This is a genomic window from Sulfuricaulis limicola (assembly GCF_002355735.1).
GTDB classification, from domain to species: domain Bacteria; phylum Pseudomonadota; class Gammaproteobacteria; order Acidiferrobacterales; family Sulfurifustaceae; genus Sulfuricaulis; species Sulfuricaulis limicola.
In genome coordinates, this window is the sequence record NZ_AP014879.1 from 289263 (window position 1) to 315810 (window position 26548).

General features: G+C 63.2%; 29 protein-coding genes. 16 read left to right on the forward strand and 13 right to left on the reverse strand.

The window, feature by feature from the left end; translation table 11 throughout:
* Nucleotides 1-64 precede the first annotated feature (64 nt).
* On the forward strand, nucleotides 65-259 hold the full coding sequence (locus tag SCL_RS14210; protein WP_172425869.1) for a hypothetical protein: 195 nt from the start codon (nucleotides 65-67) through the stop codon (nucleotides 257-259).
* A 163-nt stretch (nucleotides 260-422) separates the two neighbouring features.
* Here SCL_RS14210 and SCL_RS01390 read toward each other — a convergent pair whose 3' ends face one another.
* The 6 genes from SCL_RS01390 to SCL_RS01415 all read right to left on the reverse strand — a co-directional run bounded on the left by SCL_RS01390 (nucleotide 423) and on the right by SCL_RS01415 (nucleotide 4693).
* A complete protein-coding gene (locus SCL_RS01390; RefSeq protein WP_096359281.1) occupies nucleotides 423-1577 on the reverse strand; it encodes a diguanylate cyclase domain-containing protein in 1155 nt (384 codons plus the stop codon).
* Nucleotides 1578-1689: 112 nt separating this feature from the next.
* Nucleotides 1690-2505, reverse strand: a complete 816-nt coding sequence (locus tag SCL_RS01395; RefSeq protein WP_096359284.1) for an inositol monophosphatase family protein — start codon at nucleotides 2503-2505, stop codon at nucleotides 1690-1692.
* A 1-nt stretch (nucleotide 2506) separates the two neighbouring features.
* Nucleotides 2507-2713, reverse strand: coding sequence for a ChaB family protein (locus tag SCL_RS01400; RefSeq protein ID WP_096359286.1), 207 nt, complete (start codon nucleotides 2711-2713; stop codon nucleotides 2507-2509).
* A gap of 1 nt (nucleotide 2714) precedes the next feature.
* Nucleotides 2715-2936: a DUF3565 domain-containing protein gene (locus SCL_RS01405; protein WP_096359288.1), complete on the reverse strand. Its 222-nt coding sequence runs from the start codon at nucleotides 2934-2936 to the stop codon at nucleotides 2715-2717.
* Between the two features lie 4 nt (nucleotides 2937-2940).
* Nucleotides 2941-3714, reverse strand: a complete 774-nt coding sequence (locus SCL_RS01410; protein ID WP_197702671.1) for an ABC transporter permease — start codon at nucleotides 3712-3714, stop codon at nucleotides 2941-2943.
* 67 nt (nucleotides 3715-3781) lie between these two features.
* Nucleotides 3782-4693, reverse strand: a complete 912-nt coding sequence (locus SCL_RS01415) for an ATP-binding cassette domain-containing protein (RefSeq protein ID WP_096359292.1) — start codon at nucleotides 4691-4693, stop codon at nucleotides 3782-3784.
* Between the two features lie 216 nt (nucleotides 4694-4909).
* On the opposite strand from SCL_RS01415, the gene SCL_RS01420 reads away from it, so the two are divergent.
* The 5 genes from SCL_RS01420 to SCL_RS01440 all read left to right on the forward strand — a co-directional run bounded on the left by SCL_RS01420 (nucleotide 4910) and on the right by SCL_RS01440 (nucleotide 11448).
* Complete coding sequence (locus SCL_RS01420) at nucleotides 4910-5491, forward strand: cell wall hydrolase (protein ID WP_172425870.1); 582 nt, start codon at nucleotides 4910-4912, stop codon at nucleotides 5489-5491.
* 150 nt (nucleotides 5492-5641) lie between these two features.
* A complete protein-coding gene (gene cueR / locus SCL_RS01425; protein ID WP_096361790.1) occupies nucleotides 5642-6115 on the forward strand; it encodes a Cu(I)-responsive transcriptional regulator in 474 nt (157 codons plus the stop codon).
* Nucleotides 6116-6210: 95 nt separating this feature from the next.
* Nucleotides 6211-7500 carry a TolC family protein gene (locus tag SCL_RS01430; RefSeq protein WP_096359296.1) on the forward strand — a complete coding sequence of 430 codons (1290 nt, stop codon included), beginning with the start codon at nucleotides 6211-6213 and terminating at the stop codon, nucleotides 7498-7500.
* Complete coding sequence (locus tag SCL_RS01435) at nucleotides 7497-10640, forward strand: efflux RND transporter permease subunit (RefSeq protein ID WP_096359298.1); 3144 nt, start codon at nucleotides 7497-7499, stop codon at nucleotides 10638-10640. Before SCL_RS01430 ends, SCL_RS01435 begins: the two co-directional genes overlap by 4 nt.
* Before the next feature lie 91 nt (nucleotides 10641-10731).
* Nucleotides 10732-11448, forward strand: coding sequence for an SDR family NAD(P)-dependent oxidoreductase (locus SCL_RS01440; protein ID WP_096359300.1), 717 nt, complete (start codon nucleotides 10732-10734; stop codon nucleotides 11446-11448).
* 31 nt (nucleotides 11449-11479) lie between these two features.
* On the opposite strand, the gene SCL_RS01445 is transcribed toward SCL_RS01440, so the two are convergent.
* Nucleotides 11480-12787 carry an NAD(P)/FAD-dependent oxidoreductase gene (locus tag SCL_RS01445; RefSeq protein ID WP_096359302.1) on the reverse strand — a complete coding sequence of 436 codons (1308 nt, stop codon included), beginning with the start codon at nucleotides 12785-12787 and terminating at the stop codon, nucleotides 11480-11482.
* Between the two features lie 463 nt (nucleotides 12788-13250).
* On the opposite strand from SCL_RS01445, the gene SCL_RS14320 reads away from it, so the two are divergent.
* Nucleotides 13251-13979, forward strand: a complete 729-nt coding sequence (locus SCL_RS14320) for a VPLPA-CTERM sorting domain-containing protein (protein ID WP_096359304.1) — start codon at nucleotides 13251-13253, stop codon at nucleotides 13977-13979.
* Between the two features lie 77 nt (nucleotides 13980-14056).
* Here the strand turns inward: SCL_RS14320 and gstA are convergent, their stop codons facing one another.
* The 5 genes from gstA to SCL_RS01475 all read right to left on the reverse strand — a co-directional run bounded on the left by gstA (nucleotide 14057) and on the right by SCL_RS01475 (nucleotide 17926).
* Nucleotides 14057-14665, reverse strand: a complete 609-nt coding sequence (gene gstA, locus SCL_RS01455) for a glutathione transferase GstA (RefSeq protein WP_096359306.1) — start codon at nucleotides 14663-14665, stop codon at nucleotides 14057-14059.
* A 36-nt stretch (nucleotides 14666-14701) separates the two neighbouring features.
* Complete coding sequence (locus SCL_RS01460) at nucleotides 14702-15571, reverse strand: pirin family protein (RefSeq protein ID WP_096359308.1); 870 nt, start codon at nucleotides 15569-15571, stop codon at nucleotides 14702-14704.
* Between the two features lie 26 nt (nucleotides 15572-15597).
* A complete protein-coding gene (locus SCL_RS01465; RefSeq protein WP_096359310.1) occupies nucleotides 15598-16578 on the reverse strand; it encodes a glutathione S-transferase family protein in 981 nt (326 codons plus the stop codon).
* Nucleotides 16579-16596: 18 nt separating this feature from the next.
* Entirely contained in the window at nucleotides 16597-17022 is a 426-nt protein-coding gene (locus tag SCL_RS01470; protein ID WP_096359312.1) for a DoxX family protein, read from the reverse strand.
* A 217-nt stretch (nucleotides 17023-17239) separates the two neighbouring features.
* Nucleotides 17240-17926, reverse strand: coding sequence for a pirin family protein (locus SCL_RS01475; RefSeq protein WP_096359314.1), 687 nt, complete (start codon nucleotides 17924-17926; stop codon nucleotides 17240-17242).
* Nucleotides 17927-18045: 119 nt separating this feature from the next.
* Here SCL_RS01475 and SCL_RS01480 point away from each other — a divergent pair, with 119 nt between their 5' ends.
* The 8 genes from SCL_RS01480 (at nucleotide 18046) to ubiV (ending at nucleotide 24333) form a co-directional block, all read left to right on the forward strand.
* Nucleotides 18046-18948 carry a LysR family transcriptional regulator gene (locus SCL_RS01480; RefSeq protein WP_096359316.1) on the forward strand — a complete coding sequence of 301 codons (903 nt, stop codon included), beginning with the start codon at nucleotides 18046-18048 and terminating at the stop codon, nucleotides 18946-18948.
* 246 nt (nucleotides 18949-19194) lie between these two features.
* Complete coding sequence (locus SCL_RS01485; protein ID WP_172425872.1) at nucleotides 19195-19758, forward strand: DsbA family protein; 564 nt, start codon at nucleotides 19195-19197, stop codon at nucleotides 19756-19758.
* Nucleotides 19759-19837: 79 nt separating this feature from the next.
* Nucleotides 19838-20236, forward strand: a complete 399-nt coding sequence (locus tag SCL_RS01490) for a YajD family HNH nuclease (RefSeq protein WP_338054904.1) — start codon at nucleotides 19838-19840, stop codon at nucleotides 20234-20236.
* 5 nt (nucleotides 20237-20241) lie between these two features.
* Nucleotides 20242-20718, forward strand: coding sequence for a WbuC family cupin fold metalloprotein (locus SCL_RS01495; protein WP_096361792.1), 477 nt, complete (start codon nucleotides 20242-20244; stop codon nucleotides 20716-20718).
* 150 nt (nucleotides 20719-20868) lie between these two features.
* The gene (locus SCL_RS01500) at nucleotides 20869-21351 is read left to right on the forward strand and encodes a hypothetical protein (RefSeq protein ID WP_197702672.1); all 483 of its coding nucleotides are present in this window, start codon (nucleotides 20869-20871) and stop codon (nucleotides 21349-21351) included.
* Nucleotides 21352-21496: 145 nt separating this feature from the next.
* Entirely contained in the window at nucleotides 21497-22132 is a 636-nt protein-coding gene (locus SCL_RS01505) for a TatD family nuclease-associated radical SAM protein (RefSeq protein WP_096359320.1), read from the forward strand.
* Between the two features lie 225 nt (nucleotides 22133-22357).
* Entirely contained in the window at nucleotides 22358-23353 is a 996-nt protein-coding gene (ubiU, locus tag SCL_RS01510) for a ubiquinone anaerobic biosynthesis protein UbiU (protein ID WP_096359322.1), read from the forward strand.
* An 89-nt stretch (nucleotides 23354-23442) separates the two neighbouring features.
* Entirely contained in the window at nucleotides 23443-24333 is an 891-nt protein-coding gene (ubiV, locus tag SCL_RS01515) for a ubiquinone anaerobic biosynthesis protein UbiV (RefSeq protein WP_096359324.1), read from the forward strand.
* A 30-nt stretch (nucleotides 24334-24363) separates the two neighbouring features.
* On the opposite strand, the gene ubiT is transcribed toward ubiV, so the two are convergent.
* A complete protein-coding gene (ubiT, locus tag SCL_RS01520) occupies nucleotides 24364-24843 on the reverse strand; it encodes a ubiquinone anaerobic biosynthesis accessory factor UbiT (protein ID WP_096359326.1) in 480 nt (159 codons plus the stop codon).
* A gap of 107 nt (nucleotides 24844-24950) precedes the next feature.
* Between ubiT and ubiD the strand changes: the two genes are divergently transcribed.
* Nucleotides 24951-26441 (forward strand): 4-hydroxy-3-polyprenylbenzoate decarboxylase, encoded by a 1491-nt coding sequence (ubiD, locus tag SCL_RS01525; protein ID WP_096361794.1) that lies wholly within the window; start codon nucleotides 24951-24953, stop codon nucleotides 26439-26441.
* Nucleotides 26442-26548 lie beyond the last annotated feature (107 nt).

Below are 26548 nucleotides of genomic sequence, written 5' to 3' on the forward strand. Positions count from 1 at the left end.
ACATAAAAATTTTTTAATTGAAAATTTCCCCTGCCGGCGTAGCTTGATTTGTGCATGGACATTCATGCGAAGCACGCCCAAGGCAGGGCAGGAGGATATCCCCGTGTGCTACGAAAAATGGAATGAGGGCGAGCAGGTGAACAAGGTCCTGGAAAAGGCCAGGAAAGAGGCGGACCAGGTGATCGAAAAGGCCAGGTCCGCCCCGCGTCCCGAGCCGGAAAAGGAAACCCGGCGCGAGACCGAGCCCGAAGCCGCCTGAAGCGTTCCCGTTGCGTCAGATTTCAAACCCCGCGCCCGCGGGGTTTATTTTTTGAAAAAAATTGAACAGGATTAACAGGATTTAAACAGGATTTGCAGGATTAAGGATTTCAGAAATTCAGAAATAATCCTGTTAATCCTGAAAAATCCTGTTTATTCTATTTTTAAACAACCACGAGCTGGCGCTCGCCGCGGAGTTTCAGGTTGACCAGCGCTTCGTCGGCGCGGCGCAGCATCTGATGCGGCTCTTCGCCGGGGGAGTAGAAGGTGAGCACGCCGCCGAAGCCGGGCAGCGGGAAGCTCTGGCCCTTGTGGCTGAAATGCGATTCCTTGGCGCGCTTGTGCACTTTTTCCAGCGCGCGCAGCGCACTGTCCTTGCCGGTGTTGGGCAACAGCACGGCGAATTCATTCTTGTTGTAGCGCGCGACCATGTCGTAGCTGCGGAAGCGGCCAAGCACCTCGCTGGTGTAGCGGTTCAGCACCGCGTCGGCGATTTCCGGACCGTGTTTTTGCTGGATGTCTTCCAGGTTGTCGATGTCGATCAGCGCCAGCGCCAGCGGCTCGCCGTGGCGCTTCACGCGCTCGACCTCGGATTCGATTTGCCGCACCAGCACGTCGCGCTTGGGCAGGCCGAGTGCTTTCTTGGTGGATTTCTCGCCGGCCCGGATGCGCCGGCGCGCCTTGTTGAGTTCCTCGTGCAACTGCTCGCGCTCGGCCTCGATCATCTTGAGATAGGTGGTGGCGTCGGAGAGCTGGCGCGACAGCGTCTCGCGCTCGCGCATCATCTCGTCCATGCCCTTCGCCAGCATCTGGCGCAGTTCATCGAGTTGCGGCGGAACGCCGGCTTCGGCGGCGCGCGGCGCCTCCGTTGTCGGGGCAGCCGGCGCCGATTGTTGTTCCGGCGTTCTTGGGCTTTCCATGGCGGGAGTCTCCGTAAGCTGGGAATCGGGCGCCGAGAGCACGCGCGGTTTCAGCGTGGTCCTGGCAGGGGCGGCTGCCTTCGGCGCCGGGACGGTTTCGCGCATCGGGATGATGTGATCCGGCTGGGGCAGGTAGATCGCCAGATGCTGCTGGATCAGGCGCGCCCGCAGGCGAATGGCAGCGGGCAGCGCGTTATTCTGGGTATAGGCAAGCAGCTGCTGATGCAAATGGGAGAGGCAGGAACCGTTCACGAGACCGCGATCGCGGCAGTGATGCAGGGCGTCCTTGATCAACTGCAACAATTCGCCGCCGTCCGGATGGCGCTGAAGGTGTTCCAGATGCCGCACCAGCGCGTTCATCAGCCCGGGGTCGACGGAGAGATTTTCGCCGACAGCCAACCTGTGTGCTCCTAGGGGGTTCGGGGACCGTTATTAACGTTTTTCTCGCGCGTAAATGTAACCGCAGAAGGGAAAAATAACAATATCTTGTGATGAAAAAATGCGATTGGCACTACTGGTTGAAATGGGTGGCCAGCCGATCCACCAGCGTCGGCTTGCCCATGATGGAACCGTACACGCGTCCGACCCCGGGCACGTCCCAGGCGCGCACGCCCAGAAATTTCCCGCCCGCCTCTTCCATAAGAATGCGGCTGGCGGCCAGGTCCCAGATGGGGTTGCCGTAATCGATGGCAGCGTCCGCCATGCCCAGGATTGCGCAGATGTGGCTGAAACAGGTGCGGTAAATGCGGTGGTTCGGGTGGGCGCGGGCCACGGCGTCGAACAACGCCCCGTCGTCGCGGTGCTTGGTGAAGTTGGCCCGCGCCGGCAGCATGACGCGCTCGCTGCCGTCGATGACGGCAGGGTCGAGGTCGGTGAGGATCACGCGCTCACCGTTCCTGTGGGTGCCGAGGCCGAGTCCGGCGCTTACGCGGATGTCCAGCACCGGATGGTCGATGACGCCCACCACCGGTTCGCCGCGGTAGTGCAGCGCCAGGATGCTGCCGAAGGCCGGCATGCGCTGCACGAAATCCTCGGTGCCGTCGATCGGGTCCATGATCCACTGGAACGGCGCCTCGGGACGGGTCGGCGGATATTCCTCGCCGATAATGCCGTGATCGGGAAAATGTTTGCCGATCAGTTCGCGCAGCCGTTGTTCCACCCTGAGATCGGCGCTGGTGACGAAGCTCCGGTCCGGCTTGCGCTTGACCTCGAACCCGGCCGCCAGCAGGGACAGGATCAGCGCCCGCGCCGACGCGGAGAATTCCAGCGCCCTGGCGAGAAACTGCGCGATGTCGCGTGGCGGGATTTCGTTGCGGATGTCCACCATGTTATTTCCCCACCCAGTCTTTTCCGGTTTTGACGTATTGCTTCTTCACCGCGGCCCACGCAACTTTATGCGCCACGATCTCGCGATCCTCGCGCCGGGCGTATTCCTCCCAGGCGTTGTTGAAAGCGGCGAGATAAATCTCCTGCGCGTGGTGCGGCAGATGGTTGCGCACCGAGGCCGGCAGATCGGAAATATCGGCGTAAGGCATGTCAGTTTTCCGGTTTTGGTTCTGATGTCGTCCGTTCCGCGCACTGCTTGCATTGCAGCGTCTGGCCCAGATGGCGTGTGCGACCCTCGGGCGTCACGACCCACGGGCGGTTGGTCCAGGGCGGACGATGGCGCACATGCTGGCTGTGGCCGCATTCCAGCTCCGCCACCCAGTCACCGTGTTCATCCTGGTGAAAACCGGTGATTTTGCGCTGCCTCGGCAACGGCTCACACCAGCAGGCGCCGGCGCGTCAGGCGCACGGCAATGAAATATCCCGCCGCCCCGTAACCCGCGAGCATCAAGACATGCAGCGGCACGTTCGACAGCGGCAGTCCCGCCACCAGCGGGCGGATCAGGTCCACGGCGTGTGACAACGGCAGCAGTTGCACGATGGATTGCAGCACCACCGGCAGCGAGGTCACCGGGTAGAACACGCCGGAGAGGATGAACATCGGCGTCAGCACCAGCGTGACGTAATAGTTGAAAAAGTCGTAGCCCGGCGCCAGCGCGGTCATCACCAGCCCCATGCCGGAGAAGCACAGCCCCACGAGCAGCAGCACCAGCGGCACCCACAGCGCGTGCCAGCCCTGCACCGCACCCAGCAGCGCCGCCACCACCAGGATGGCGGTGCCGCTGATGACGCACTTGGTGGCGCACCACAGCATCTCGCCCGCCAGGATATCCTGCACCTCGAGCGGCGTGGTCAGGATCGCCTCGTAGGTTTTTTGCGGGATCATGCGCGTGTACACCGAGAACATGGCCTCGAAGCTCGCGGTGTTCATGGCCGAGGACGCGAGGATGCCGGAGGCGAGGAAGGTGAGGTAGGGCATATTCATCATTTCGCCGATGAACAGCCCCAGACCGTAGCCGAGGCCGAGCAGGTACAGGAAGGGTTCGCCGAAATTGATGAAAATGCTGGGCAGCATGAGCTTGCGCCACACCAGCATGTTGCGCCGCCATACCGCGATCGCGGCGCCTTGAAAGCGAGGAATATAGAGCATGGCCATTCTTATATGTAGGGCGGGTTAGCGCCCGTATTTGGCGCGTAACCCGCCGAATATCGTCGCATCAATCACGCAACTCCCTGCCAGTCAGTTTTAAAAACACGTCCTCCAGGTTCGCCGGCCGGTGCAGGAAGGTCAGCCCCGGCATGCCTTCGAGGCGTTTGACCACCTCGCGCGCGTCGCGCGTGTAGTAGTAATAGGTATCGCCGATGACCTCGAAGCGGCCATCGCCGGCGGATTCGAGGGCGCGGCGCGCGAGCTGCTCCTCGCCGCGCACCTCGAGCACTTCCGGTTCCGCGTGTTTTTTGATCAGTGCCGCCGGCGTGCCCTGCTCGAGGATGCGCCCCTGGTCCATGATCACCAGCTCGTCGCACAGGCGTTCGGCCTCTTCCATGTAGTGCGTGGTGAGCAGCAGCGTCTTGCCCGCCTGGCGCAGGTCGCGCAGCCGGCCCCAGATCATGTGCCGCACCTGCGGGTCGAGCCCGGTGGTGGGCTCGTCCAGCACCACCAGTTCGGGATCGTTGATGAGGGCGCGCGCGATGGTCAGGCGACGTTTCATGCCGCCGGAGAGGGTGGCGATGCGCGCGTTGGCGCGGTCGGTGAGGCCGACGAATTCCAGCAGCTCGCGGATGCGTGCGTCGAGCGTCGCCGCGGCGATGCCGAAATAGCGGCCGTAGACGCGCAGGTTTTCAGCGACGGTGAAATCAGGATCGAGATTGTCGGTCTGCGGCACGACCCCGGTGCGGGCGCGCACGGCACGGCCCGCTTGCGGGATCGGCAGCCCGAAGACGCGGATCGCGCCGCCGTTCACCGGCGACTGGCCGAGCAGCAGCCGCAGCGTGGTGGTCTTGCCCGCGCCGTTCGGACCGAGCACGCCAAAGCAGCGCCCGGCCGGCACGCTCAAATCGATACCGCGCACGACCTCGCGGCTGTCGTAACGCTTGACCAGGCCCTCGATTTCCACCACGGATGGCATAGGGGCCGTACTCTACCGCCCGAAACGGAACGCGGCCAGCACCCGTTGTTGTTGTGCCTTTCATCGATGCGTCCATGCAAACCAAAGCAGGCCACTGATCCGGACCGGCGTTCCGCCGGTCCGTACTGTCTTGGCAGGCCGGAGTGAAAGATTCTAGCTTTGGGTGATGGGGCGGGGCGGTATGGTATCCGGCCCCGCATGGAGAGCATCGGGGACATGCGCAAAAAACGTTATTCAAGAAATCGTATTCGTCGCAGCGCATCGCTGATCGCGCGCGCATGGGGCGACCTGCGCTATTCCTGGCACGCGCTGGACAAGGGGCCGCTGATCGTCGTCGGTGTGATCGGCCTGGTCGTGGCCGCGCTGGGCTATCTCATGCAATCGGTTTACACCGAGAAGGCCAGGATCCAGGACCTGGCCTGTCTCGCGTTCAACGTGTACTTCGAGGCGCGCGGCGAGCCCGTGGCCGGTCAATACGCCGTGGCCGAGGTCACCATGAACCGCGTGGCCTCGGGACGTTACCCCGACACCATCTGCGGCGTGGTGCACCAGAAGAACTGGGATCCGTTGCGCAAGCGCTACGTGAGCGCCTTTTCCTGGACCGAACTGGACGAACGGCCGTCGCGCGAGGACGAAACCTTCCGCCAGGCCTGGGCGGTGGCCGAGGACGTTTATTACGGGCGCCACGTGCCGACGCTCAAGGGCGCCACGCATTACCACGCCGCGTACATCAGGCCCAGCTGGGCGCGCGGCAACAAGCCGGTGGCGCGCATCGGCAGCCACATCTTCTACAAATAAGCCCTCCCGCCGCGGCTTCCCATCATGGGAAGGAAAGCCCTTGAATGCCGGGTCGACAACGGGGAAACTGCCATGCCAGACACCCGGCCGGCGGCACCCATGCCCGGAGATTCCCCGGCGCCAGTGAGACAATCCATGAACGGCAATATCATGAATATCGGCGAGGCCGCGCAGGCCTCGGGCGTGTCGGCCAAGATGGTGCGGCATTACGAGGAGATCGGCCTGATCCCCAGGGCGCGGCGCACGCTTGCCGGCTATCGCATGTACTCCGAGAGCGACGTGCATACCCTGCGCTTCATCAAGCAGGCGCGCAATCTCGGATTTTCCATCGAACAGATCGAGCAACTGCTGAAGCTGTGGCAGGACCGCCGCCGCCCGAGCCGCAAGGTCAAGGAGCTGGCGCAGGAGCACATCCGCGAGCTCGAGGAGCGCATCCGCGAGATGCAGGACATGAAGCGCACCCTCGAGACGCTGGCCAAACACTGCCACGGCGACGACCGTCCCGATTGCCCGATCCTGGCGGGGCTGGAAAAGATGCTGCCGCTGTCGGGTCCGCGCCGGCCGCTCGACGGCGCGCGCAAAAAGAAGCGTGCGTCACCGTCGGGAGCGGCCTCCTGCCACTGAGCCCCATACATGCCGACGGGAATCACAAAACGGACGGATTTTATCCGTGATCGCCGGGTCCAATCCCGCTTGAGCACTTCCGGAGGGACGTTTGCTTGAAGTCGGGCGCGGGAGTTCTGACGATCTGGATCGCTGCGCTGGCCCTGTGCCTGGGGGCCGGAACCACGGCCGCCACCGGGGCGCTGACGCTGGACGAATACTTCGCGCAGGCGCTGGCACGCAGCGAGGTGGTGGCGACGCAGGGCGAGCTGATCCAGCAGGCGGAGGAACGCTATCGTCAGGCAAAGTCCACGCTGCGCCCGACGGTCGACGGCGTCGCCTCCTACACCTGGCTGGACAAGGGCGCGCGCGACACGGTGGCGAATCCGACGCGTCAACCGCATGCGCGGCTCACCGCCAGCCAGCCGCTGTTCCGCGGCTTCCGGGAATTCGCCTCGATGCGGCAGACGCAGGCACTGGTGGACGCGCAGGGCGAGGACTACCGCCAGGCGCGGACACAATTGTTCAAGGACGTGGCGCAGAATTTTTACGACGTGCTGGCGCTGGAACAGGACCGGAAGAATTTCGATGAGCAGATCAGTCTGAACCTGCAGCGTGAGAAGGAGTTGCAGGATCGCGTGCGCATCGGCCGCTCGCGCGCCGGCGAAACCCTCGCGGTGCAGACCACCATCAGCACCTTGCGCGCGCAGGTCGAGCAGTTGCAGGCCCAGCTCGCCGCCGCGCGCGAGGCCTTCGCGTTCCTGAGCGGTCTCCCGGCGGACACGCCGCTGCGCGACAGCGAAACCCTGCCCGCGAACCTGGATACGCTCGAGGCCTATCTGGCGCGGCTGGAATTGCGCCCGGACGTAAAGGCGGCGCAGCAGCGCCTGACCGCGGCGCAGGAAAACATCTCCGTTGCGCGCGGCGCGCGCCAGCCGTCGCTCGACCTCAATGCCAACCGCTACCTGGAACGCAAGGGCAGCCTGGAGAACGTGGATTGGGACGTGCAGCTGGCGCTGACGATCCCGCTGTATGCCGGCGGCAGCCTGCAATCGCAGGTGCGCGAAGCGGTGTCGCAGAGCACGCAGGCCGAGCTGGGCGCGAGCCAGGTGCGCCGCCAGGCGGAGCAGGAAATCCGCTCGGTTTATCAAAGCGTGGTCTACGACCGCTCGCAGCTCGAAGCGCTGGAGAAAGCAACCGAGGCGGCGCGCAAGAACTACGAGGTGCAGCGGCATGATTATCGCCTGGGACTGGTCACCAACCTGGAGGTGTTGCAGGCCCTGACCGCGTTTCAGGAAAACCAGCGGGCGCTGGACCGCGCGCGCTACACCGCGAAGCTGGATTATCTCCGGCTGGAAGCGGCGGCCGTGCGCCGTCCGGCCGTGCCCGAAGGACCCAACCCATGAACCTGCCTGAAATCGCCATCCGTCGCCCGGTATTCGCCTGGATGCTGATGGCGGCGCTGATCCTGTTCGGCGGCATTTCGGCCTCGCGCATGGGCATCAGCCAGCTGCCGGACGTGGATTTCCCGGTGGTGTCGGTGCGCGTGGATTACCCCGGCGCGGCGCCCGAGGTGATCGAGACCAACGTCGTCGACGTCATCGAGGATGCGGTCATGACGGTCGAGGGCGTGCGCAGCGTGAGCTCCACCGCGCGCTATGCCCAGGCCAGCATCAGCGTCGAGTTCGAGCTGTCGCGCGACATCTCCGACGCGCTGCAGGAGGTGCAGAACAAGGTCGCGGCGGCGCAGCGCAACCTGCCGTCCGACATCGAACCGCCGGTCATCAGCAAGACCAACCCCGAAGACCAGCCGATCCTGTGGATGTCGGTCACCAGCGACCGGCACTCGGTGCGCGAGCTGATGCGCTACGTGAAGGACTCGCTCAAGGACAGGTTCTCGTCCGTCACCGGCGTCGGCGAGATCACGCTCGGCGGTTACGTCGATCCCAACCTGCGCGTCTGGATCTCGGGCAAGGAGCTGAGCCGCTACGAGCTGGCGGTGACGGATGTGTTGAACGCGATCAGTGCCGAACATTCGGAACTGCCCGCCGGCCAGATTACCACCGGGCGCAAGGAATACGACGTGCGCACGCTGGGCGAGGCCAAAACCGCCAAGGAGTTCGAGAACATCGTCATCAACCAGCGCGGCGGGCAGCCGGTCTACAGTCGCATCCGGCTGGGCCAGGTGGCGCAGATCGAGGACGGCCTGGACGACATCCGCCGCATCTCGCGCGCCAACAGCGAGCGCGCGGTCGGCATCGGCATCCGCAAGCAACGTGGCGCGAACACCGTGGCCGTGGCGCAGGGGGTCAAGGCGCGCATGGCCGAGGTCGCCAAACAGCTGCCGGAAGGCATGAAGATCGACGTCAACTTCGACAGCACCAAGTTCATCGAGGAATCGGTGGACGAGTTCAAGATGGCGCTGGTGCTGTCGGCGCTCGCCACCGCGTTCGTGTGCTGGTTGTTCCTCGGCAGCTGGACTGCGACGCTGAACGTCATCCTGGCGATCCCGACCTCGATCATCGGCACCTTCATCGTCCTGTACTTCTTCGGGTTCACGCTCAACACCTTCACGCTGCTGGGCCTGAGCCTCGCCATCGGCATCGTGGTGGACGACGCCATCATGGTGCTGGAGAACATCGTGCGCCACCAGGAAAAGGGCGAGAACCGCGTGGAGGCGGCGCTCAAGGGGTCGCGTCAGGTGACCTTCGCGGCGCTGGCGGCGACGCTGGCGGTGGTCGCGATCTTCCTGCCGGTGGCGTTCATGAGCGGCGTCATCGGCAAGTTCTTCTTCCAGTTCGGCATCACCATGACCGTCGCGGTGCTGCTGTCGCTGCTGGAGGCGCTGACGCTGACACCGATGCGCGCCTCGCAGTTCGTGCAGGCCGGCAGCCGCGTCACGCGCATGGGACGCGCCGCGGATTTCGCGTTTCGCGCCGTGGCCGCACTGTATGGCAAGCTGCTGGCGCTGGCGCTGCGGCATCCGTGGATCATCATCGGCGGCTCGCTCCTGTTCTTCGTGGCCTCGTTCAGCACGCTCAATTTCATCAACAAGGAATTCATGCCGGCGCAGGACCAGAGCAGCTTCATCGTGCGTGCGCAGACGCCGATCGATTCCTCGATGGAGTTCACCGACTCGGTGATCCGCGAGGCCGAGAAATTCTTCGCCTCGCGCCCCGAGATCCGGCGTTACATGGTCGCCGTGGGCGGGTTCGGCACCGGCGGACAGTCGAACCTGACGAATGCCTTCATCAGCATGAAGCCGAAGGGCGAGCGCGGCATCGACCCGGAGGCCGGCCACGAGCTGTCGCAGCAGGAACTGATGGGGGTCACGCGTGAGGCGCTCAAGAAGCTCGGCCTGAAGGTCTCGATCCAGGACCTGTCGCAGCGCGGCTTCACCGCCTCGCGCGGCTTCCCGGTGGAGTTCGCGGTGCAGGGGCGCAACTGGGACAAGCTCGTGGAGTACTCCGAGACCATCATCGCCAAGCTCGAGGCCACCGGCCTGGTGACCGACACCGACAGCGATTATCTGCTGGGCAAGCCGGAAATCCGCATTATTCCGGACCGCGAACGCGCCGCCGCGCGCGGCGTGAGCATCCAGGCCATCTCCCAGACCGTCAACGCCATGGTCGGCGGGGTGGTCGCCGGGCAGTATTCCTCCGAGGGCCATCGCTACGATGTGCGCGTGCGGCTGCGCGACCAGGACATCGACCGGATCGATCAGATCAGGCGCCTGTACGTGCGCAATAACCGCGGTGAGCTGATCCCGCTTTCCGAGGTGGTGCAGGTGCGCGAGGACCGCGCGCTGGCGCAGATCAACCGCAACGACCGCGAGCGTGCCATCAAGATCTTCGCCAACGTCGCGACCGGCAAGTCGCAGCAGGAGGCCCTGGACCGGGCGCAGGCGATCGCGCACGAGGTGCTGCCGCCGGAGTACCGGGTGCAGTTCGTCGGCGGCTCGCAGTCGTTTCAGGAGTCGTTCGCGAGCCTGTGGTTCGTGCTGATCCTCGGCGTGATCGTGGCCTACATGGTGCTGGCCTCGCAGTTCAACAGCTTCATCCACCCGGTCACGGTGCTGATGGCGCTGCCGTTCAGCGTCTCCGGGGCGTTCCTGACGCTGCTGCTGTTCGATAACTCGCTCAACATCTTCAGCTTCATCGGCCTGATCCTGCTGATGGGCATCGTGAAGAAGAATTCCATCCTGCTGGTAGACTTCACCAACCAGGTGCGCGACCGCGGCGGCGTGACGGTGCGCGACGCCCTGATCGAAGCCTGTCCGATCCGGCTGCGCCCGATCCTGATGACCTCGTTCGCCACCATCGCCGCGGCGCTGCCGCTGGCGCTGGCCCTCGGGCCCGGCGCCGAGCTGCGCGCGCCCATGGCGATCGCGGTCATCGGCGGCGTGCTGGTGTCGACGCTGCTGACGCTGTTCGTCGTGCCCTGCGTGTACGAACTGCTGGCGCGTTTCGAGCGCGACCGCCGCGCGGTGGACAAACGGCATCAGGAGATCGTCGAGGCCACGGAGAAAGTGACAAACGAGCTGTGAAACGATGTCCTCTGCCTGGGATGAAAGTATTGTGCAGCGCAGGCGACGATAATCCGCAAATGAATTTCATGAGTAACGGGAGCAAACAGAGATGTCCAGTTTGAAAGACAAGGTAATAATCATCACGGGCGCCGTCGGCAATCTCGGCCATGCCGTGGCGGAACGCGTTCAATCAGAGGGCGGCAGGATGGTGCTGGTCGACCGCTCGAACGATCGCCTGCAGAAAACCTGGAACAAGCTGAAGGACTCTGCACAGCACTGGCTGGCGGGCGACGTCGACATGACCGACCCCAAGTCGGTGAACACCATGGCGGCCGAGGGGCATAAGCGCTTCGGGCGGCTGGACGGGCTGGTGAATACCGTCGGCGGGTTCCGCGGCGGCAAGCCGGTGCACGAGACCGATCCCGCGGAATGGGATTTTCTGTACGACCTCATCGTTCGCACCACCCTGAACGGCTGCCGCGCGGTGATTCCTTATATGCTGCAGGCGCAGGGCGGGAGCATTATCAATATCGGCAGCCGCAACGTATTCCAGGGCAACCCGAATTACGCCGCTTACAGCGCCGCCAAGACGGCGGTATTGCGCATCACCGAGAGCCTGGCGGGTGAACTCAAGACGCACGGGATCAGGGTCAACTGCGTCCTGCCCGGCACCATCGACACGCCGCAGAACCGCGAGGCCATGCCCCAGGCGGATTTTTCCGCCTGGGTTCCGCCCGGTGATTTGGCCAGCGTCATTGCATTCCTGCTGTCGGATGACGCGCGCTCGGTCACCGGCACCGCGGTGCCGGTGTTCGGGCGCAGCTGAGCCGTTTCCCCGGCGCCGATGGCGCCTTCGCTCAATGCAGCTTCATCCGCGGATGGGCGCGGTGCTGCAGGAAATCCGAAAACAGGAGCAGCAGCATCGGCAGCGTGCCGTGCAGCGCGCGCTGGTGCAGGCGGTAGAGCATGCGGTAGGTCAGGCGCGCGAAGCGGCCCTCGATCATCACGTCGCCCGTGAGATTGCCCATGAGGCTCCCGACCGTGGTGTAGTGGGACAGCGAAATGAGCGAGCCGCGGTCGCGGTAAGTGAATGTCGGCAATGACTTGCCATTGAAGCGGCGGGCGATGGTCTTCACCAGCAGCGCGGCCTGCTGGTGCGCGGCCTGGGCCGTGGGCGGCACCGGGATGTCCTTGCCCGGCTGCGGGCAGGCGGCGCAGTCGCCGATGGCGAAGATGTCGTCGTCGTAGGTAGTCTGCAGCGTCGGGCGCACCACCAGCTGGTTGAGCCGGTTGGTTTCGAGGCCGGCGAGATTGTGCAGGAACTCCGGCGCCTTGATGCCGGCGGCCCAGACCTTGAGCGCGGCGTGGAAGAACTGGCCATCCTGCGTCTGCACGCCCCCGGCGATCACGCGCGTCACGCGCCGGCGCGTGTACACCTCCACGCCGAGCTTGTGCAGCCTGTCCTGTGCCGCTTCGGACAGCCGTTTCGGCAGTGCCGGCAGGATGCGGTCCGCGGCCTCGATGATCACTATCTTCAGGTCGCGTTCCGGCACGATGCGATCGAAGCCGTAGACCACGAGTTGATGGGCCATGTTGTGCATTTCCGCCGCCAGCTCCACGCCGGTGGCGCCGGCGCCAATGATCGCCAGCGGCAACTGATCGGACACCGGACGTTCGGGCTGCGTCTGCGCGCGGATGTAGTTGCGCATGACGGCGCGCTGGAAGGCATCGGCTTGGGCGCGGTCGTCGATAAACACGCAGTGCTCGCGCACACCGGGGATGCCGAAGTCGTTGCTGGTGCTGCCGAGCGCGAGCACGAGGGTGTCGTACGGGATGGCGCGGCGCGGGATGATCTCGCGGCCGTCCTCGTCGAGCGTTGGCGCCAGGCTCACCTCGCGCCGCTCGCGGTCGAGATTGTCCATGCGCCCGAGGCGGTAGACGAAGTGATGCAGGTGCGCCTGCGCGATGTAGTCGACGTCGTTCTCGTGCGAGTCGAAGGTGCCGGCCGCGACCTCGTGCAGCAGTGGTTTCCACAGGTGCGTGAGCCGGGCATCCACCAGCGTGACCTGCGCGCGTTTTGGTTTGCCGAATTTGTCGCCGAGGCGAGTGGCCAGCTCCAGCCCACCCGCGCCGCCGCCGACGATCACGATTCGGTGAGGATTCATGCGGGCATTCTAGCGTGCCGCCGGTCAGCGCCACCCGTTAGGCTGTTTCTCGCCCGCCTCATTATCCTTATTCGCGGGAACTGTTTTTTGCAGAGTTGGCGCGGTAAATCCGGGCTTGTAGTTTTGTGTTGGAATCATTTACACAAATTTCGGGTTACTTTTGCTGATTCGAGGGCGAAATCCTGAAAAGCCAGGCACGGCGAGGAAAATCGCCGAAATACATTTGTCGACAGAATTTACATTTTCCTTGAATTATCCTGCCAATAACAGACCAGAATTTTCTTAGTAGCATGATTCCAAAAGAAAAATTAATTCATGGAATGATTTGTGCTAAGTAGTATGGGCGCGAGCAGACTCGAGGGCGTGCGCTGCGCTGGCTTACGTGCGGTTTATCAGGCCAGGTTCGGCAGACAAGCACTAGCCCGGCCGCGGTTTTTTGTGGAAGGCTTGGAGGAGAAAGGAAATGCCAGGGTACAAGAACGGATTGATCGGAATCGTCGTGGCCGGGGCGCTGTTTTCCGGAGCGGCCGATGCCGGCACGGTGACACCTTCGCTGAACGGTAGTGTGGTGGTTTCTGAAGGTTCGACGACCAATGTCAATTGGACCTTCAACGACACGTACACGAATAACGGCGACGGGACCTTCACCTACCAGGGAGTGAATGGCAACCAGAGTGTCTGGGCTTTCGAGTGGGATATCACGGTCAACCCGGACCCCCTGATCAGCGCCATGTTCGCGATCACCAATAACACCGCCAGCACCAAGCACTTCGATCTCCTGTTCACGCTTCCCGTCGGTTCGCCCTTCGGGCCGCCGGCCGTAAAAAGCGGCAGTCTGGCTGCCAGCTTCCAGGATTTGAACAACAGCGGTTCCGCCACGTTGAGCAACATCGATTGGAATGGACGCATCGATGGTTCGAATGCGATGTCGTTATTCTCCGGAGATTTCACTTGCGGGGGAGCAGGATGTATCGGCAACATCTTTCCCGCCAGCGATGGCCCACTGTCGTCCTCCGGCGTGAACACCAGTATCGGCATCCATCTGGCATTTGATCTCACTGCCGGCGACAAGGCCTCATTCACGACTTCGTTCCAGGTCGAACCTGTCGTCGTGCCCATCCCGGCGGCGGTGTGGCTGTTCGGCAGCGGGTTGCTGGGGCTGGCGGCGCTGGCGCGCCGGCGCAAGAGCTGATTTTCTGCAAATACTTCGTAAAAAAACCCCGGTCGCCAAGCCGGGGTTTTTGTTTGTACCTTCGCGTAAACGACTGATTATTTAATCAGGCCCTCCGCTTTCATGGCCGCCTGCACTGCCGGACGTGCGGCGATGCGGCCGGCGTATTGCTTCAGCGCCGGCCACTTGCCCATGTCGAGCTTGAAGTAATCAGCCCAGCCGAGGATCGTGAACAGGTAGGCGTCGGCGATGGTGAATTTGTCGCCCATCAGGTACGGCTTGTTGCCGAGCGCCTTGACCAGGTAATCGCAACGGCGGCCGAACAGGGCAATCCGGTCTTCCTTCCATTCTGGCGTAATCTTCGGGTTGAACAGCGCACCGAGCGTCTTGTGTATTTCGGAAGAAATGAAGTTCAGCCATTCCATCAGGCGGTAACGTTCCAATGTTCCGGCCCTGGGCGCGAGGCCGGATTCCGGCTTCTGGTCGGCGACGTATTGCAATAACACCGCGTCTTCGGTCAGGACCTCACCGTTATCGAGCCCCAGGGCAGGGACGTAACCCTTGGGGTTGATCTGGTAGTAGTCTTCTCCGCTTTCCGTCTTGTGCTGACGCAGGTCCACCTTGACGAGTTCGAATTTTTGCCCGGTCTCGTGCAGTGTGATATTCACGGCCATCGAGCAGGCGCCGGGAGCGTAATATAGTTTCATAGAGAATCTCCTGTGTATGATATTTGTGGTGCGGAATCAGAAATCGATCTTTCCTAATCTTCCTTCGTTGTAATCGCGAATTGCCTGGACGATCTGCTGGCGCGTGTTCATGACGAACGGCCCGTAGCGCTCCACCGGCTCGTTGAGCGGCTGGCCGGCGAGCAGCAACAGGTCCGCGGGTTCCGCGGCCTGGTTGCTTACCGCGAGCCGCACGGCATTGCCAGCGCCGAAGCGCGCCATCTGGCCTTCGCGCACGACGCGACCCTCGTTGCCCGCGTGCAGTTCGCCGCGGATGAGGTAGGCCAGAGCATTGAAATTTTCCGGGACCGGCTGCGTGATCGCGCCGCCGGGCCGGATCGTGAAATGCAGGTACAGGATCGGCGTGCGCGTCTCGATCACGGCCGAGACGCCGAGCGATTCGCCCGCGACTACGCGCACTTTCACTTTTCCGTCGGCGCTGCCTGCTTCGGGAATACGGCTTGCCGGGATGTCCTGGTAGCGCGGCGGGATCATCTTGTCGCGCGCCGGCAGGTTCACCCACACCTGGAAACCGTGCAGGGTGTCGCCGTTTTTCATGAAGGCGTCGGAGGGCAGCTCCGAATGCACCACGCCGGCGCCGGCCGTCATCCACTGCACGTCGCCGGGTCGCAGCGAGCCGCTGTGGCCGGCCGAATCCTTGTGCTGCATCTCGCCCGAGAGCAGGTAGGTGACGGTCTCGAAGCCGCGGTGCGGGTGGTCGGGCGCGCCGATGCCTTCGCCCGGACCCCAGGTCACGGGACCCAGATGATCCAGCAGCAGGAACGGATCCACTTGCAGAAGCTGAGCAGTCGGAAATGGCCTTCGTACAGGGAAGCCGCCGCCTTCGAGAGTGCGCTCGCTCGTGATGACTTCCACGACTGGGCGCATGGTTCTTGCTTCAGTAGTTGCTGCCGTCATGACACGCTCCTTTTTGCGCCGCGCGCCATCAGGCGTTCGCGGTTGTGCGCCGTGCCGTAGTCGAGCATCGGTCCTTTCGGCACCAGGCCCGATGGATTGAGATGCCGGTGGCTCAGGAAGTAATGGCGCTTGATGTGGTCGAAATCCACCGTCTCCGCGATGCCCGGCACCTGGTAGAGATCGCGCAGGTAATTCGACAGGTTCGGATAGTCCTCGATGCGGCGCAAGTTGCATTTGAAGTGCGTGACGTACACGGCATCGAATCGGATCAGGGTCGTGAACAGGCGCCAATCGGCCTCGGTGAGCGTGACGCCCACGAGATACCGCGATTGCCCGAGGCGCATCTCGATTTCATCCAGCGCCGCGAACAGGCGCGTGACCGCGGATTCATAGACCCGCTGGCTGCCGGCAAAACCGGCCTTGTACACGCCGTTGTTGATGCGCTCGTAGACGAAGGCATTGACCTCGTCAATTTCCCGGCGCATGGCCGCCGGATAGAAATCGGTCTTGACCGGTGTGAAGGCGTCGAACTCGCTGTTGAGCATGCGAATGATCTCGGCCGATTCGTTGTTGACGATTCGTCCAGTCTGTTTGTCCCACAGCACCGGCACGGTCACGCGCCCGGAATAGCCGGGATTGGCATGTACGTAGGTTTCACGCAGGAAGGCGAAGCCGTTGACCGTGTCGGTGAAGCCATCGCGGAACGCCCAGCCGCCTTCGGTGATCACCGGATCCACCACCGACACCGAGATCACTTCCTCGAGCTGTTTCAGCTTGCGGAAAATCAGCGCGCGGTGCGCCCACGGGCAGGCGAGCGATACGTACAGATGGTAGCGCCCAGCTTCAGCCGGATAGTTGCTGGCACCGTTGGCCGTGACGACATCGCGGAACTGGCTGTCGGCGCGGACGAATTCGCCGCCGGTCTTGCTGGTGTCGTACCAGCCTTCATGCCATTCACCTTTGATCAGATAGCCCATGAGACGTCCCCTGTCTTGTCAGGCGGGTTGACGCACGAGACTGGCCGTCGAGGCGCGCAAGGCCAGGGCGCCGTCGCCGAGCAGGGCTTGTACCGCCGATGCGACCACCAGGAACACAGGATACTCCCATCCGCCGTTAGGTGCGCTGAACACCCAGCCGTTGGGGACATGCACCAGCGCCGCGCCGATCAGGATCGGGATGAGCGCCAGAGACACCCAGCGCGTGTATACACCCAGCACCAGCAGCGCGCCACCGGCCAGCTCGGCGCCGAACACGACGTAGGCGAGGAATCCCGGATAGCCGAGCGACTCGAAGAACCGGACCGTGCCGGGCAGGGTGAACACAACGAGTTTCAACAAGGCATGGGCGATGAACATGACGCCCAGGCTGAGGCGCAGCAACAGCGCGGCATAGGGGGCGGTAGCGGTATTGGTGTTAATCATGGTTTTCTCCTTAAGAAGAATGATGAGGTTGAGAGCAAGTCCGGCCGGGACTCGGCCGGTTTGTTTCGGCGCGTGCCGGTATCTGCCACTTGATGCCGGGGTTGGGACGCGTCATCCACGAAAGCGCTGACGGCGCGGATTCGTTCGCGTGGCGACAATCGCGGTAGTGCGATGCAGGCGACGATTTGATCAAGGTCATGTCCGGGTCCTCCGGGATTTACGGCAAATCAAACAACAACACTTCGGCGGCAGCGTCGGCGGTTAACTTCAGCGCCGCTTCGTTCTCGATGCCCGCGCCATCGCCGGCCTGCAGCGTGGTTCCGTTGAGCTGCACCGTGCCGCGCGCGACTTGCAGCCAGGCGCGCCGGCCGGGAGCGAGCGCATGCGTCACCTCGCTGCCGTTCAGGCGCGCGGCGTAGACGCGCGCGTTCTGATGGATCGTGACCGAACCGTCGCGACCGTCGGGCGAGGCCACCAGCCGCAGCTGGCCGTCGAGTCCGATGCGCTTCTGTTCGTATCCTGGCTGCACGCCCTGCCGGTCCGGCAGGATCCAGATTTGCAGGAAATGCACCGGTTCGGTTTGGGAGTGATTGAACTCGCTGTGGCGAATGCCGGTGCCAGCGCTCATGCGCTGCACCTCGCCGGGGCGGATCACCGAGCCGGTGCCGAGGCTGTCCTGGTGTTCGAGCGCGCCTTCGAGGACGTAGGTGATGATTTCCATGTCGCGGTGCGGATGGGTGGGGAAGCCCTCGCCCGGCGCCACCCGGTCCTCGTTGATGACTCGCAGCGCGGAAAACTGCACATGCTTCGGGTCGTGATAATCGGCGAAGGAAAACGTATGCCAGGAATCGAGCCAGCCGTGATCGGCGTGCCCGCGGTCATTGGCCTTGCGCAGCTGTATCATGTTATGGTCTCCTTTTGGCGATTTTTGTTCATATGTGATGAATATGATTTACAGGATATTCCTGTATTTAAACGCTTGATAGCGATAAATTCCGGTTAAGTCATTCAAAAATACTGAACATGCGCCTGACACTGGACGCCCTGACCGTGCTGGATGCCATCGACCGCAAGGGCAGCTTCGCGGCCGCTGCCGAGGAATTGCACCGCGTGCCCTCGGCCATGACCTATGCGGTGCAGAAACTGGAACAGGACCTGGACGTGCTGCTGTTCGACCGCCGCGGCCACCGCGCGCAACTGACGGAGGCGGGGCGGCAGTTGCTGAGCGAGGGGCGCCACCTGCTGCACGCCGCGGCCGAGCTCGAGGCGCGTGTCAGGCGCGTGGCCACCGGCTACGAGGTCGAGCTGCGCGTCGCCGTGGACGATGTCATCCCCATGGAACGGCTGTACCCGTTGTTCCAGGACTTCTATCGCGAGGACTGCGGGACGCGGTTGCGCCTCCTCATGGAGGTCTATGGTGGAGCATGGGACGCGCTGGTGACCCGGCGCGCGGATCTCGTGATCGGCGTACCCGGCGAGGGACCGCCCGGCGGCGGTTACGCCACGCGTCCGCTCGGCACGGTCCAGTGGCAGTTCATGGTGGCGCCGACGCATCCGCTGGCGCAGGCGCCGGAACCGCTCAAACCTGAGGATATTCTGAAATATCGTTCCATCGCGGCGGCCGACAGTTCGCGCAACCTGCCGCCGCGCACCTCCGGCCTGCTTACCGGGCAGGACGTGCTCACGGTGCCGGACGTGCGCTACAAGATCGAGTTCCAGTGCGCCGGCCTCGGCGTCGGTTACCTGCCGGTGCACCTGGTGCGCGAAGAGGTGAAAAGCGGGCGGCTCGTGGTGAAACAGACGCTCGAACCCAAGCCCGGCGTGTCGATGTTCATCGCCTGGCGCAGCGGAGATCGCGGCAAGGCGCTGCGCTGGTTTCTCGAGCGGCTCGAGGACCGGGAATTGATCGACAGCCTGCTGGCCTGACGCGCCGCCCCCCGGCTGGTATAACCCGGTACCATGACTAGACTGAAACTACCATCCATACGGACAGCACTCATGTTCATTTTCTCCCGCGCGATAATGGCCGTTCTGACTTGCGCCGGTTTGGCGGCCTGCGTCGGCCCTGTACCGGCGCCCGATGCAGCCGGCGGAGCGGACACGGCACGAAGTTCACATTCCTCCGGGGTTGCCTACCGCGACCGGCCCATACGCGTTCTGGAGGACGCGCCCATGCGTGTGAACGTGGAGGACGATCCCCGCCTGGGCAGCCGCGCGGCGAAGATCGCCATCGTCGAGTTCAGCGACTACCAGTGTCTTTATTGCCAGGATTTTAACCGGCGACAGTTCGTCCAGATCAAGAAGGAGTATATCGATACCGGCGTGGTGCAGTTCATTCACAAGGATTTGCCGCTGCGTATGCACCGTCACGCCGTCCCCGCCGCCATGGCCGCCCGCTGCGCTGGCGCGCAGGGTCGTTTCTGGGACATGCACGACGCCTTGTTTGCCCACCAGGACCGGCTGGGCCAGGACCTGTATCCGGAGCTGGCGCGTCAACTGGATCTGGACGTGGCGAAGTTCAGCACTTGCCTTGAAAGTCAGGACCATGGCCAGGGTATCGGGCAGGACGTTGGCGTCGCCCGGATGCTTGGGTTCACCGGCACGCCGTCGTTTTTGATCGGCAAAATCGAGGGCGACATGCTGACTGTCGTGCGCCGCTCGCGTGGCGCACTAACCTTCGAGGCATTTGCGCAGGAAATCGAACAACTGCGGCAACCGGCTGTGGCGCCGCGATAAAGGTCCGCGAGGCAGTGCTTAATGCGGCAGGACGAGCATGCGGCATTTATAATACGCGGACAGACTCGGAGATGATTTTGTGGCGGGTAAAAATTACGGTCCGCGCAGGCCGGCCGGTGAACTGGACGGCGGCAAACTCGACAGCATCGTCGCCAAGGCGCGCAAGGAGCGCGACACGCGCCTGGCCGGTTATCGCGAGCAGTCGCTGCGGATTCACCCGTGGGTTTGCGCGCGCTGCGGACGCACGTTCACGCGTGAGAACCTGTATGAACTGACCGTGCACCACAAGGATCACAATCATGACAACAACCCGTCCGACGGAAGCAATTGGGAGAATCTCTGTCTCTACTGCCATGACAACGAACACCAGCGTTTCGCGCACCTGATACGTGGTTATGACGTCAACGCCGGTTTGGAGAAAAAGGCGGCGACGCACAATCCCTTCGCCGGCCTCAAGGATATGCTGAAGGACAAATGACCCGCATGAAACCTGTTCAGACTATCAACCGTGAACTGCTCGACAATGTTTCCATGCAGGCGCGAACGGCACCGCGCCGGCGCAAGAATCACAACTTTCATGCCGCGGAAAACGATCCCTGCAATCGCCTGCTGAATGCGATTGAACCGGATTCCTATATCCAGCCCCATTGCCATCGCGATGCATCCAAGGACGAAACGATAATAATCCTGCGCGGCCGCGTCGGCATGGTGTTTTTCGATGACCGGGGCGCGGTTACTTCCACGACGGTGCTCGCGCCGGCGAGCGAGGCTGTCGGTGTGAATGTTCCGCACGGCGTGTATCACACGCTCGTCGCACTCGAGTCCAACAGTGTCTTTTTTGAAGCCAAGGCCGGTCCCTATGCGCCGCTCATACCGGAGGAAAAGGCCGCATGGGCACCGGTGGAAGGTGATCCGCGCGCGGCAACGTACCTCGCCGGCCTGAAACATTTGTTTGTCTGAAATCCGTGCCGCGGCGTTTGCCGCCGAAAAATAAATTTCCCTCTTTTCCGCAAGTGTTTGCCGTCACGGCAGGAATATCCCCAAAGACCCGGGAGAACGGGCCGGCGTTTGATTCAGATCAAACATCTTCCGGTCGGCACCGGCTACGTTATGGCGATGATTAAAAACGCCGTGGTGTATCGGATCATCATCGGACTGCTGCTGCTCACCATCGCCGGTCTGGTGCTCAAGTTCGTGGTGCTGGGCCGGACCGGCGCCGAGGTGGACGGAAGAACGACGATCCTGCTCGAACCGTCCGAGCGCGCCGTGGTGCTGGGCGAAATGCGCCAGTTCCTGAGCGGCATCCAGCAGATGCTGGAAGCCGCGGAACGCAACGATGCTGCCGCGATCGCGAAGCTCGCGCGTCCGCTCGGGATGGCGGCGGCGCATGCCGTGCCCGCCGGACTGGCCGCGAAGCTTCCACTGGAATTCAAGACGCTGGGACACAGCGTGCACCAGGATTTCGACCGCATCGCCATGGACGCCGAGGCCATGAACGACGTACGGCTGTCGTTGCGCCAGCTGGGCGAAACCATGAAGAAATGCGTGGCGTGTCATGCCGCTTACCAGATCGCGCCCGCGTCCGGACCCTAGCGCCGGTTTCTCCACCCCCGCCGATTTTCACCGACTTTTCCGCCACCGCGCCGGGCGGGTGGCCTGGCGGCCGTTCCTTTGATCTGCATCAAGCGCGCATCCTTGCGATGTGCCTAAAATCCGGCATTCTCGGAGGACCAGTCAAATGCCTGAAACCAGGGTAGTGGCGCGACAGATCAACACGGAACAGGTGGTCGGTTATACCCTGCGCGACAGCCGCTATCTCAATATCACCAACCGCTGCAGCTTGCGCTGCGCGTTCTGCCCCAAGTTCAACGACCAGTGGACGGTGCAGGATTACCCGCTGCGGCTCGAACATGAGCCCACGATCGAGGAGATCATCGCTGCCGTCGGCAAGCCGGAGGATTATCGCGAGATCGTGTTTTGCGGGCTGGGCGAACCGACCTTGCGGCTGTACGCGCTGCTGGAGGTGGCGACACGCCTGCGCCACCGCGCCAGGCGCATTCGCATCAACACCGACGGCCTGGCCAACCTCGTGTACGGGCGTGACGTGACGCCCGACATGGAGGGCCTGATCGACGCGCTGTCGGTGTCGCTCAACGCCCAGAACGCCGAAATTTACAACCTGCATTGCCGCCCGAAACTGCCCGGGTCCTGGGAGGCCATGCTGGATTTCGTGAAACACGCGCGTGATTTCGTTCCGGAAATCACCCTGACCGCCATCGACGGCCTGTCCGGGGTGGATATCGCCGCTTGCGAGAAAATCGCGCAGCGGCTCGGCGTAGGTTTCCGCCGCCGCGTGCTCGATGTAGTCGGCTGAAAGCAACAAAGCTTCTAAAAACTGAACATGATTTTGAACCGCCAAGGCGCCACAATTTTGCCGGGAGCAAAATTGGGCGCGCTTCAGCGCGCCCCGAAGGGGTGCGCGCCAGGGATGGCGCGCATCAAGGTCGCCAAGAAAAACTGTTTTTCGAGAATTGAAAACTTGGCGCTCTTGGCATCTTGGCGGTTAATTTCTTTTTGTTAGGGAGATCCCGGATACATCATGGAACTCGTCTGCCCCGCGGGGAGCATGCCGGCGCTCAAGGCCGCGGTGGACAATGGCGCCGACGCCGTCTACCTCGGTTTTCGTGACGGCACCAACGCGCGCAATTTCCCCGGCCTCAATTTCGACGTGGAAGAGGCGCACCGCGCCGTGAGCTATGCGCACCAGCGCGGCGCGCGCGTGTTCCTGGCGGTCAACACCTTCCCGCGTCCGTCGCAGTGGCACAAGTGGTGCCGCGCCGTGGACCAGGCGGCCACGCTCGGCATCGATGCGCTGATCCTCGCCGACCCCGGGCTCATGGATTACACCGCCCGCACCTATCCCGAGCTGCGGCTGCATCTCTCGGTGCAGGGCTCAGCCACCAGCCACGAGGCGATCGATTTTTACGTGCGCCATTTCGGCGTACGGCGCGTGGTGTTGCCGCGGGTGCTGTCGCTCACGCAGGTGCAGAACGTCATGAAACGCGTGAATGCGGAGGTGGAGGTTTTCGGCTTCGGCAGCCTGTGCGTCATGGTCGAGGGGCGTTGCACGCTGTCATCCTACGTCACCGGCGAGTCGCCGAACTCGAGCGGCGTGTGTTCGCCGGCGAAGCACGTGAAATGGGAGGAATCGGCCAGCGGCCGGCGCTCACGTCTGAACGGCGTGCTGATCGATGTTTATGCGCCGGAGGAACCCGCCGGCTATCCCACGCTGTGCAAGGGCCGCTTCGAAGTCGGCGGCAACGTTTATTACGCCATGGAGGAGCCGACCAGCCTCAACGTGCTCGACATCCTGCCGCAGCTGTATCGCGCCGGGGTGGCGGCGATCAAGGTCGAGGGCCGGCAACGCAGCCCGGCTTACGTGGCGCAGGTCACGCGCACCCTGCGCGAGGCCATCGATGCCTGCGCCGCCGCGCCGGAGGCGTTCGCGCCCGAGCCGCGCTGGATCGAGCAGCTCGACAAGGTCGCCGAGGGTCGCACCCATACGCTGGGGGCGTATTCGAGGCCGTGGCAATAATATGGTTACGAGTGCAGAGTTCAGAGTACAAAGTTCAAACCGAAGCCGAACTCCGTACCTTGAACTTTGTACTTTGAACTTAATCTGACATGAAACTATCCCTCGGACCCATCCAGTACTTCTGGACCCGCGATCAGGTGTTCGACTTCTACGAACGCGTCGCGTCCGCGCCGGTGGACATCGTCTACCTGGGTGAGACGGTCTGTTCCAAGCGCCGCGCGCTGCGCCTGCCGGACTGGCTCGACATCGCCGCGCGCCTGAGCGCGGCGGGCAAGGAGGCGGTGCTGTCCACGCTCACGCTGATCGAGGCCGAATCGGAAGTTTCGTACATGCGCACGATCATCGAGAACGGCCGTTACCCGGTCGAGGCCAACGACATGGCGGCGGTCAACATGCTGGAGGGAGTTGCCCCGTTCATCGTCGGTCCGCATGTCAATGTCTACAACGCCGGCGCGCTCGATCTCATGGCGCGTGCCGGCGCCCGGCGCTGGGTAATGCCGCTGGAACTCGACCGCGAAACGCTGGCCGCGCTCCAGGCCGGCCGGACGGCTGGCCTGGAAACCGAGGTGTTCGTATTCGGACGCCTGCCGCTGTCCTTCTCCGCGCGCTGTTTCACCGCCCGCGCGCACAACCTGCCGAAGGACGACTGCGGTTTCCGCTGCGCCGATTATCCCGAGGGTATGCCGTTGCAGACGCGCGAGGGCCAGTCCTTCCTCCGTCTCAACGGCATCCAGGTGCAATCCGGCGAAACCTGCAACCTGGTCAACGAGGTCGGGGAACTGCGCGCGCTCGGCGTGGAGGTATTGCGGCTTTCGCCCCAGCCGCAGGGGATGTTCGAGATCATCGATGCCTTCCGGGGCGTCATGGACGGGCATCTGGAACCGTCCATGGCCGCCGTCCTGCTTGCGCCTTACCAGACCGCCGGGTTCTGCGACGGTTACTGGTACAGCGCGCCGGGCATGCAGCGGGTGCATGCCTGAAGGCGTGTCGTCGGCGATGGAAAAAGCGGGTTAGTGTGTGGCCAGGTTCTGGCCGATGACGCGCTGGATGACAGTGAAGGCCATGGCGCCGAGACTCGTTCCGAGTACGTCGCGGAAATGCGACTCCCAATCGTAGTCCAGCGCGTCGAGCAGGTTCTTCACATGCAGACCGGTGGCGGTATCGCCCTCGATGCACAGGCGGCGGCTGAAGAACAGCGTGTCCGGATCCTCGCGCCGGGTGGCGAGCTGCCAGTAATCCTCCACTTTGCCGCTGATGCGCACGTCGGCGTGTCCCGGCGCGGCCGGCCGCAGGCGTCCCTGTTCGATGCGGAAATGCAGTTCCGTGGCGGCATCCCGGATGTGGATGCACACGCATTTGCCGTCGATTTCCGGCAGCCGTGCCGCCAGCGGCTGGCCCCGCAGCAGGTGGTTGAATACCTGCGCGAACAGTTCCGTGTGCACGGCATCGGGGATGAAACGCAGCGGCAAAAGCAGGGGATGAGGCAGCATGTCGGTCGGTCAATGGTGAACGCGGGCTTTATAACAGGTGTCGATGCCGCGCGATATTGATCTGGATCAAGTCACGCGCCCGTCGCGGGTTCTATGGTGAGGGCTTCATGAAATTCAAGAACCTGCGCGAGTTCCTCGCGCACCTGGAAAAGCTCGGCGAGTTGCGGCGCATCCCGATCCCGGTCGATCCGCGCCTGGAGATCACCGAAATCTGCCAGCGCACCCTGCGCGCGCAGGGGCCGGCGCTGCTGTTCGAAAAGCCAAAGGGGTCGGATATCCCGCTGCTGGGCAACCTTTTCGGCACCACGCGCCGCGTGGCGCTGGCCATGGGGCGCGAATCCGTCGAGGAGCTGCGCGAGGTCGGCAAGCTGCTTTCTTTTTTGAAAGAACCGCAACTGCCGCGCGGCATCGGCGATGCCATGGAGAAACTGCCGGAGTTCAAGCAGCTGCTGCATGTGGTGCCGCGGGTGGTGAGCGACGCGCCGTGCCGGCAACATGTCATCGAAGGCGGGGACGTGGACCTGTCGAAACTTCCCGTCCAGACTTGCTGGCCGGAGGACGCCGGCCCGCTCATCACCTTCGGCCTCGTGATCACCAAGGGGCCGTACAAGGAACGACAGAACATCGGCATCTATCGCCAGCAGCTGATCGCGCGCAATAAAGTGATCATGCGCTGGCTGCCGCACCGCGGCGGCGCGGTGGATTTCCGCGAGTGGAAGGAAGCCCATCCCGGCCAGCGTTTTCCCGTGGTGGTCGCCATCGGGGCCGATCCGGCGACGTTGCTGGCGGCGGTGACACCTATCCCGGATACGCTGTCGGAATTCCAGTTCGCCGGATTGTTGCGCGGGGCGCGCAGCGAGGTCGTCCCCTGCGGCTGCGCCACGCTGTACGTGCCGGCCTCGGCGGAGATCGTGTTCGAAGGTTATATCGACCCGGCCGAAGAGGCGCTGGAAGGGCCGTTCGGCGATCACACCGGCTATTACAACTCGCAGGAAAAATTTCCGGTGCTGACCATCGAACGCATCACGCATCGCGACCAGCCGATTTATCACAGCGCCTACATGGGCCGTTCGCCGCATGACGAGCCGTCGATCCTGGCGATGGCGCTCAACGAGGTGTTCATTCCGCTGCTGCAGAAGCAATTTCCCGAGATCGTGGATTTCTATCTGCCGCCGGAAGGCTGTTCCTACCGCGTGGCCTGCGTCAGCATCAAGAAGCGTTACGCCGGCCACGCGCGCCGCATCATGTTCGGCGTGTGGTCGTACCTGCGCCAGTTCAGCTACACCAAGTTCGTGATCGTCACCGACGACGACATCAACGTGCGCGACTGGAAGGAGGTCGTGTGGGCCATGTCCACGCGCATGGACCCGGTGCGCGACACGCTGCTGGTGGAGAACACCCCTATTGATTATCTGGATTTTGCCAGTCCGGTATCGGGCCTCGGCGGCAAGATGGGACTGGATGCCACCAACAAGTGGCCGGGCGAGACCACGCGCGCCTGGGGCCGGCCGATCGCCATGAGTCCCGAGGTGGTGCAGCGGGTAGATGAGCTGTGGCGCCGGCTCGGCATCGAGACAGTTACGCCTACGCACCCATAAGTCCGGGCGAGCCGGATTTTCGCCTGTTTCCGCTTTCTTTCGGCATTTATTATTGATACAAGTCATGGTATTCCTGCCGTCCGACGCTATGTTAGACGGGTATTTCC

Coding starts and splice junctions, on each gene's coding strand:
- SCL_RS01415 (WP_096359292.1), bottom strand. CDS start 4,693: ATGCCATCCGTGGTGGAAATCGAGGGCCTGGTCAAGCGTTACGACAGC.
- ubiV (WP_096359324.1), top strand. CDS start 23,443: ATGAAACTATCCCTCGGACCCATCCAGTACTTCTGGACCCGCGATCAG.
- SCL_RS01440 (WP_096359300.1), top strand. CDS start 10,732: ATGTCCAGTTTGAAAGACAAGGTAATAATCATCACGGGCGCCGTCGGC.
- SCL_RS01395 (WP_096359284.1), bottom strand. CDS start 2,505: ATGGTGGACATCCGCAACGAAATCCCGCCACGCGACATCGCGCAGTTT.
- SCL_RS01495 (WP_096361792.1), top strand. CDS start 20,242: ATGAAACCTGTTCAGACTATCAACCGTGAACTGCTCGACAATGTTTCC.
- ubiD (WP_096361794.1), top strand. CDS start 24,951: ATGAAATTCAAGAACCTGCGCGAGTTCCTCGCGCACCTGGAAAAGCTC.
- SCL_RS01465 (WP_096359310.1), bottom strand. CDS start 16,578: ATGGGCTATCTGATCAAAGGTGAATGGCATGAAGGCTGGTACGACACC.
- SCL_RS01460 (WP_096359308.1), bottom strand. CDS start 15,571: ATGCGCCCAGTCGTGGAAGTCATCACGAGCGAGCGCACTCTCGAAGGC.
- SCL_RS14210 (WP_172425869.1), top strand. CDS start 65: ATGCGAAGCACGCCCAAGGCAGGGCAGGAGGATATCCCCGTGTGCTAC.
- SCL_RS01500 (WP_197702672.1), top strand. CDS start 20,869: ATGGCGATGATTAAAAACGCCGTGGTGTATCGGATCATCATCGGACTG.
- SCL_RS01410 (WP_197702671.1), bottom strand. CDS start 3,714: ATGCTCTATATTCCTCGCTTTCAAGGCGCCGCGATCGCGGTATGGCGG.
- SCL_RS01475 (WP_096359314.1), bottom strand. CDS start 17,926: ATGATACAGCTGCGCAAGGCCAATGACCGCGGGCACGCCGATCACGGC.
- ubiU (WP_096359322.1), top strand. CDS start 22,358: ATGGAACTCGTCTGCCCCGCGGGGAGCATGCCGGCGCTCAAGGCCGCG.
- SCL_RS01505 (WP_096359320.1), top strand. CDS start 21,497: ATGCCTGAAACCAGGGTAGTGGCGCGACAGATCAACACGGAACAGGTG.
- SCL_RS14320 (WP_096359304.1), top strand. CDS start 13,251: ATGCCAGGGTACAAGAACGGATTGATCGGAATCGTCGTGGCCGGGGCG.
- ubiT (WP_096359326.1), bottom strand. CDS start 24,843: ATGCTGCCTCATCCCCTGCTTTTGCCGCTGCGTTTCATCCCCGATGCC.
- SCL_RS01435 (WP_096359298.1), top strand. CDS start 7,497: ATGAACCTGCCTGAAATCGCCATCCGTCGCCCGGTATTCGCCTGGATG.
- SCL_RS01445 (WP_096359302.1), bottom strand. CDS start 12,787: ATGAATCCTCACCGAATCGTGATCGTCGGCGGCGGCGCGGGTGGGCTG.
- cueR (WP_096361790.1), top strand. CDS start 5,642: ATGAATATCGGCGAGGCCGCGCAGGCCTCGGGCGTGTCGGCCAAGATG.
- SCL_RS01470 (WP_096359312.1), bottom strand. CDS start 17,022: ATGATTAACACCAATACCGCTACCGCCCCCTATGCCGCGCTGTTGCTG.
- SCL_RS01485 (WP_172425872.1), top strand. CDS start 19,195: ATGCGTGTGAACGTGGAGGACGATCCCCGCCTGGGCAGCCGCGCGGCG.
- SCL_RS01480 (WP_096359316.1), top strand. CDS start 18,046: ATGCGCCTGACACTGGACGCCCTGACCGTGCTGGATGCCATCGACCGC.
- SCL_RS01420 (WP_172425870.1), top strand. CDS start 4,910: ATGCGCAAAAAACGTTATTCAAGAAATCGTATTCGTCGCAGCGCATCG.
- SCL_RS01400 (WP_096359286.1), bottom strand. CDS start 2,713: ATGCCTTACGCCGATATTTCCGATCTGCCGGCCTCGGTGCGCAACCAT.
- gstA (WP_096359306.1), bottom strand. CDS start 14,665: ATGAAACTATATTACGCTCCCGGCGCCTGCTCGATGGCCGTGAATATC.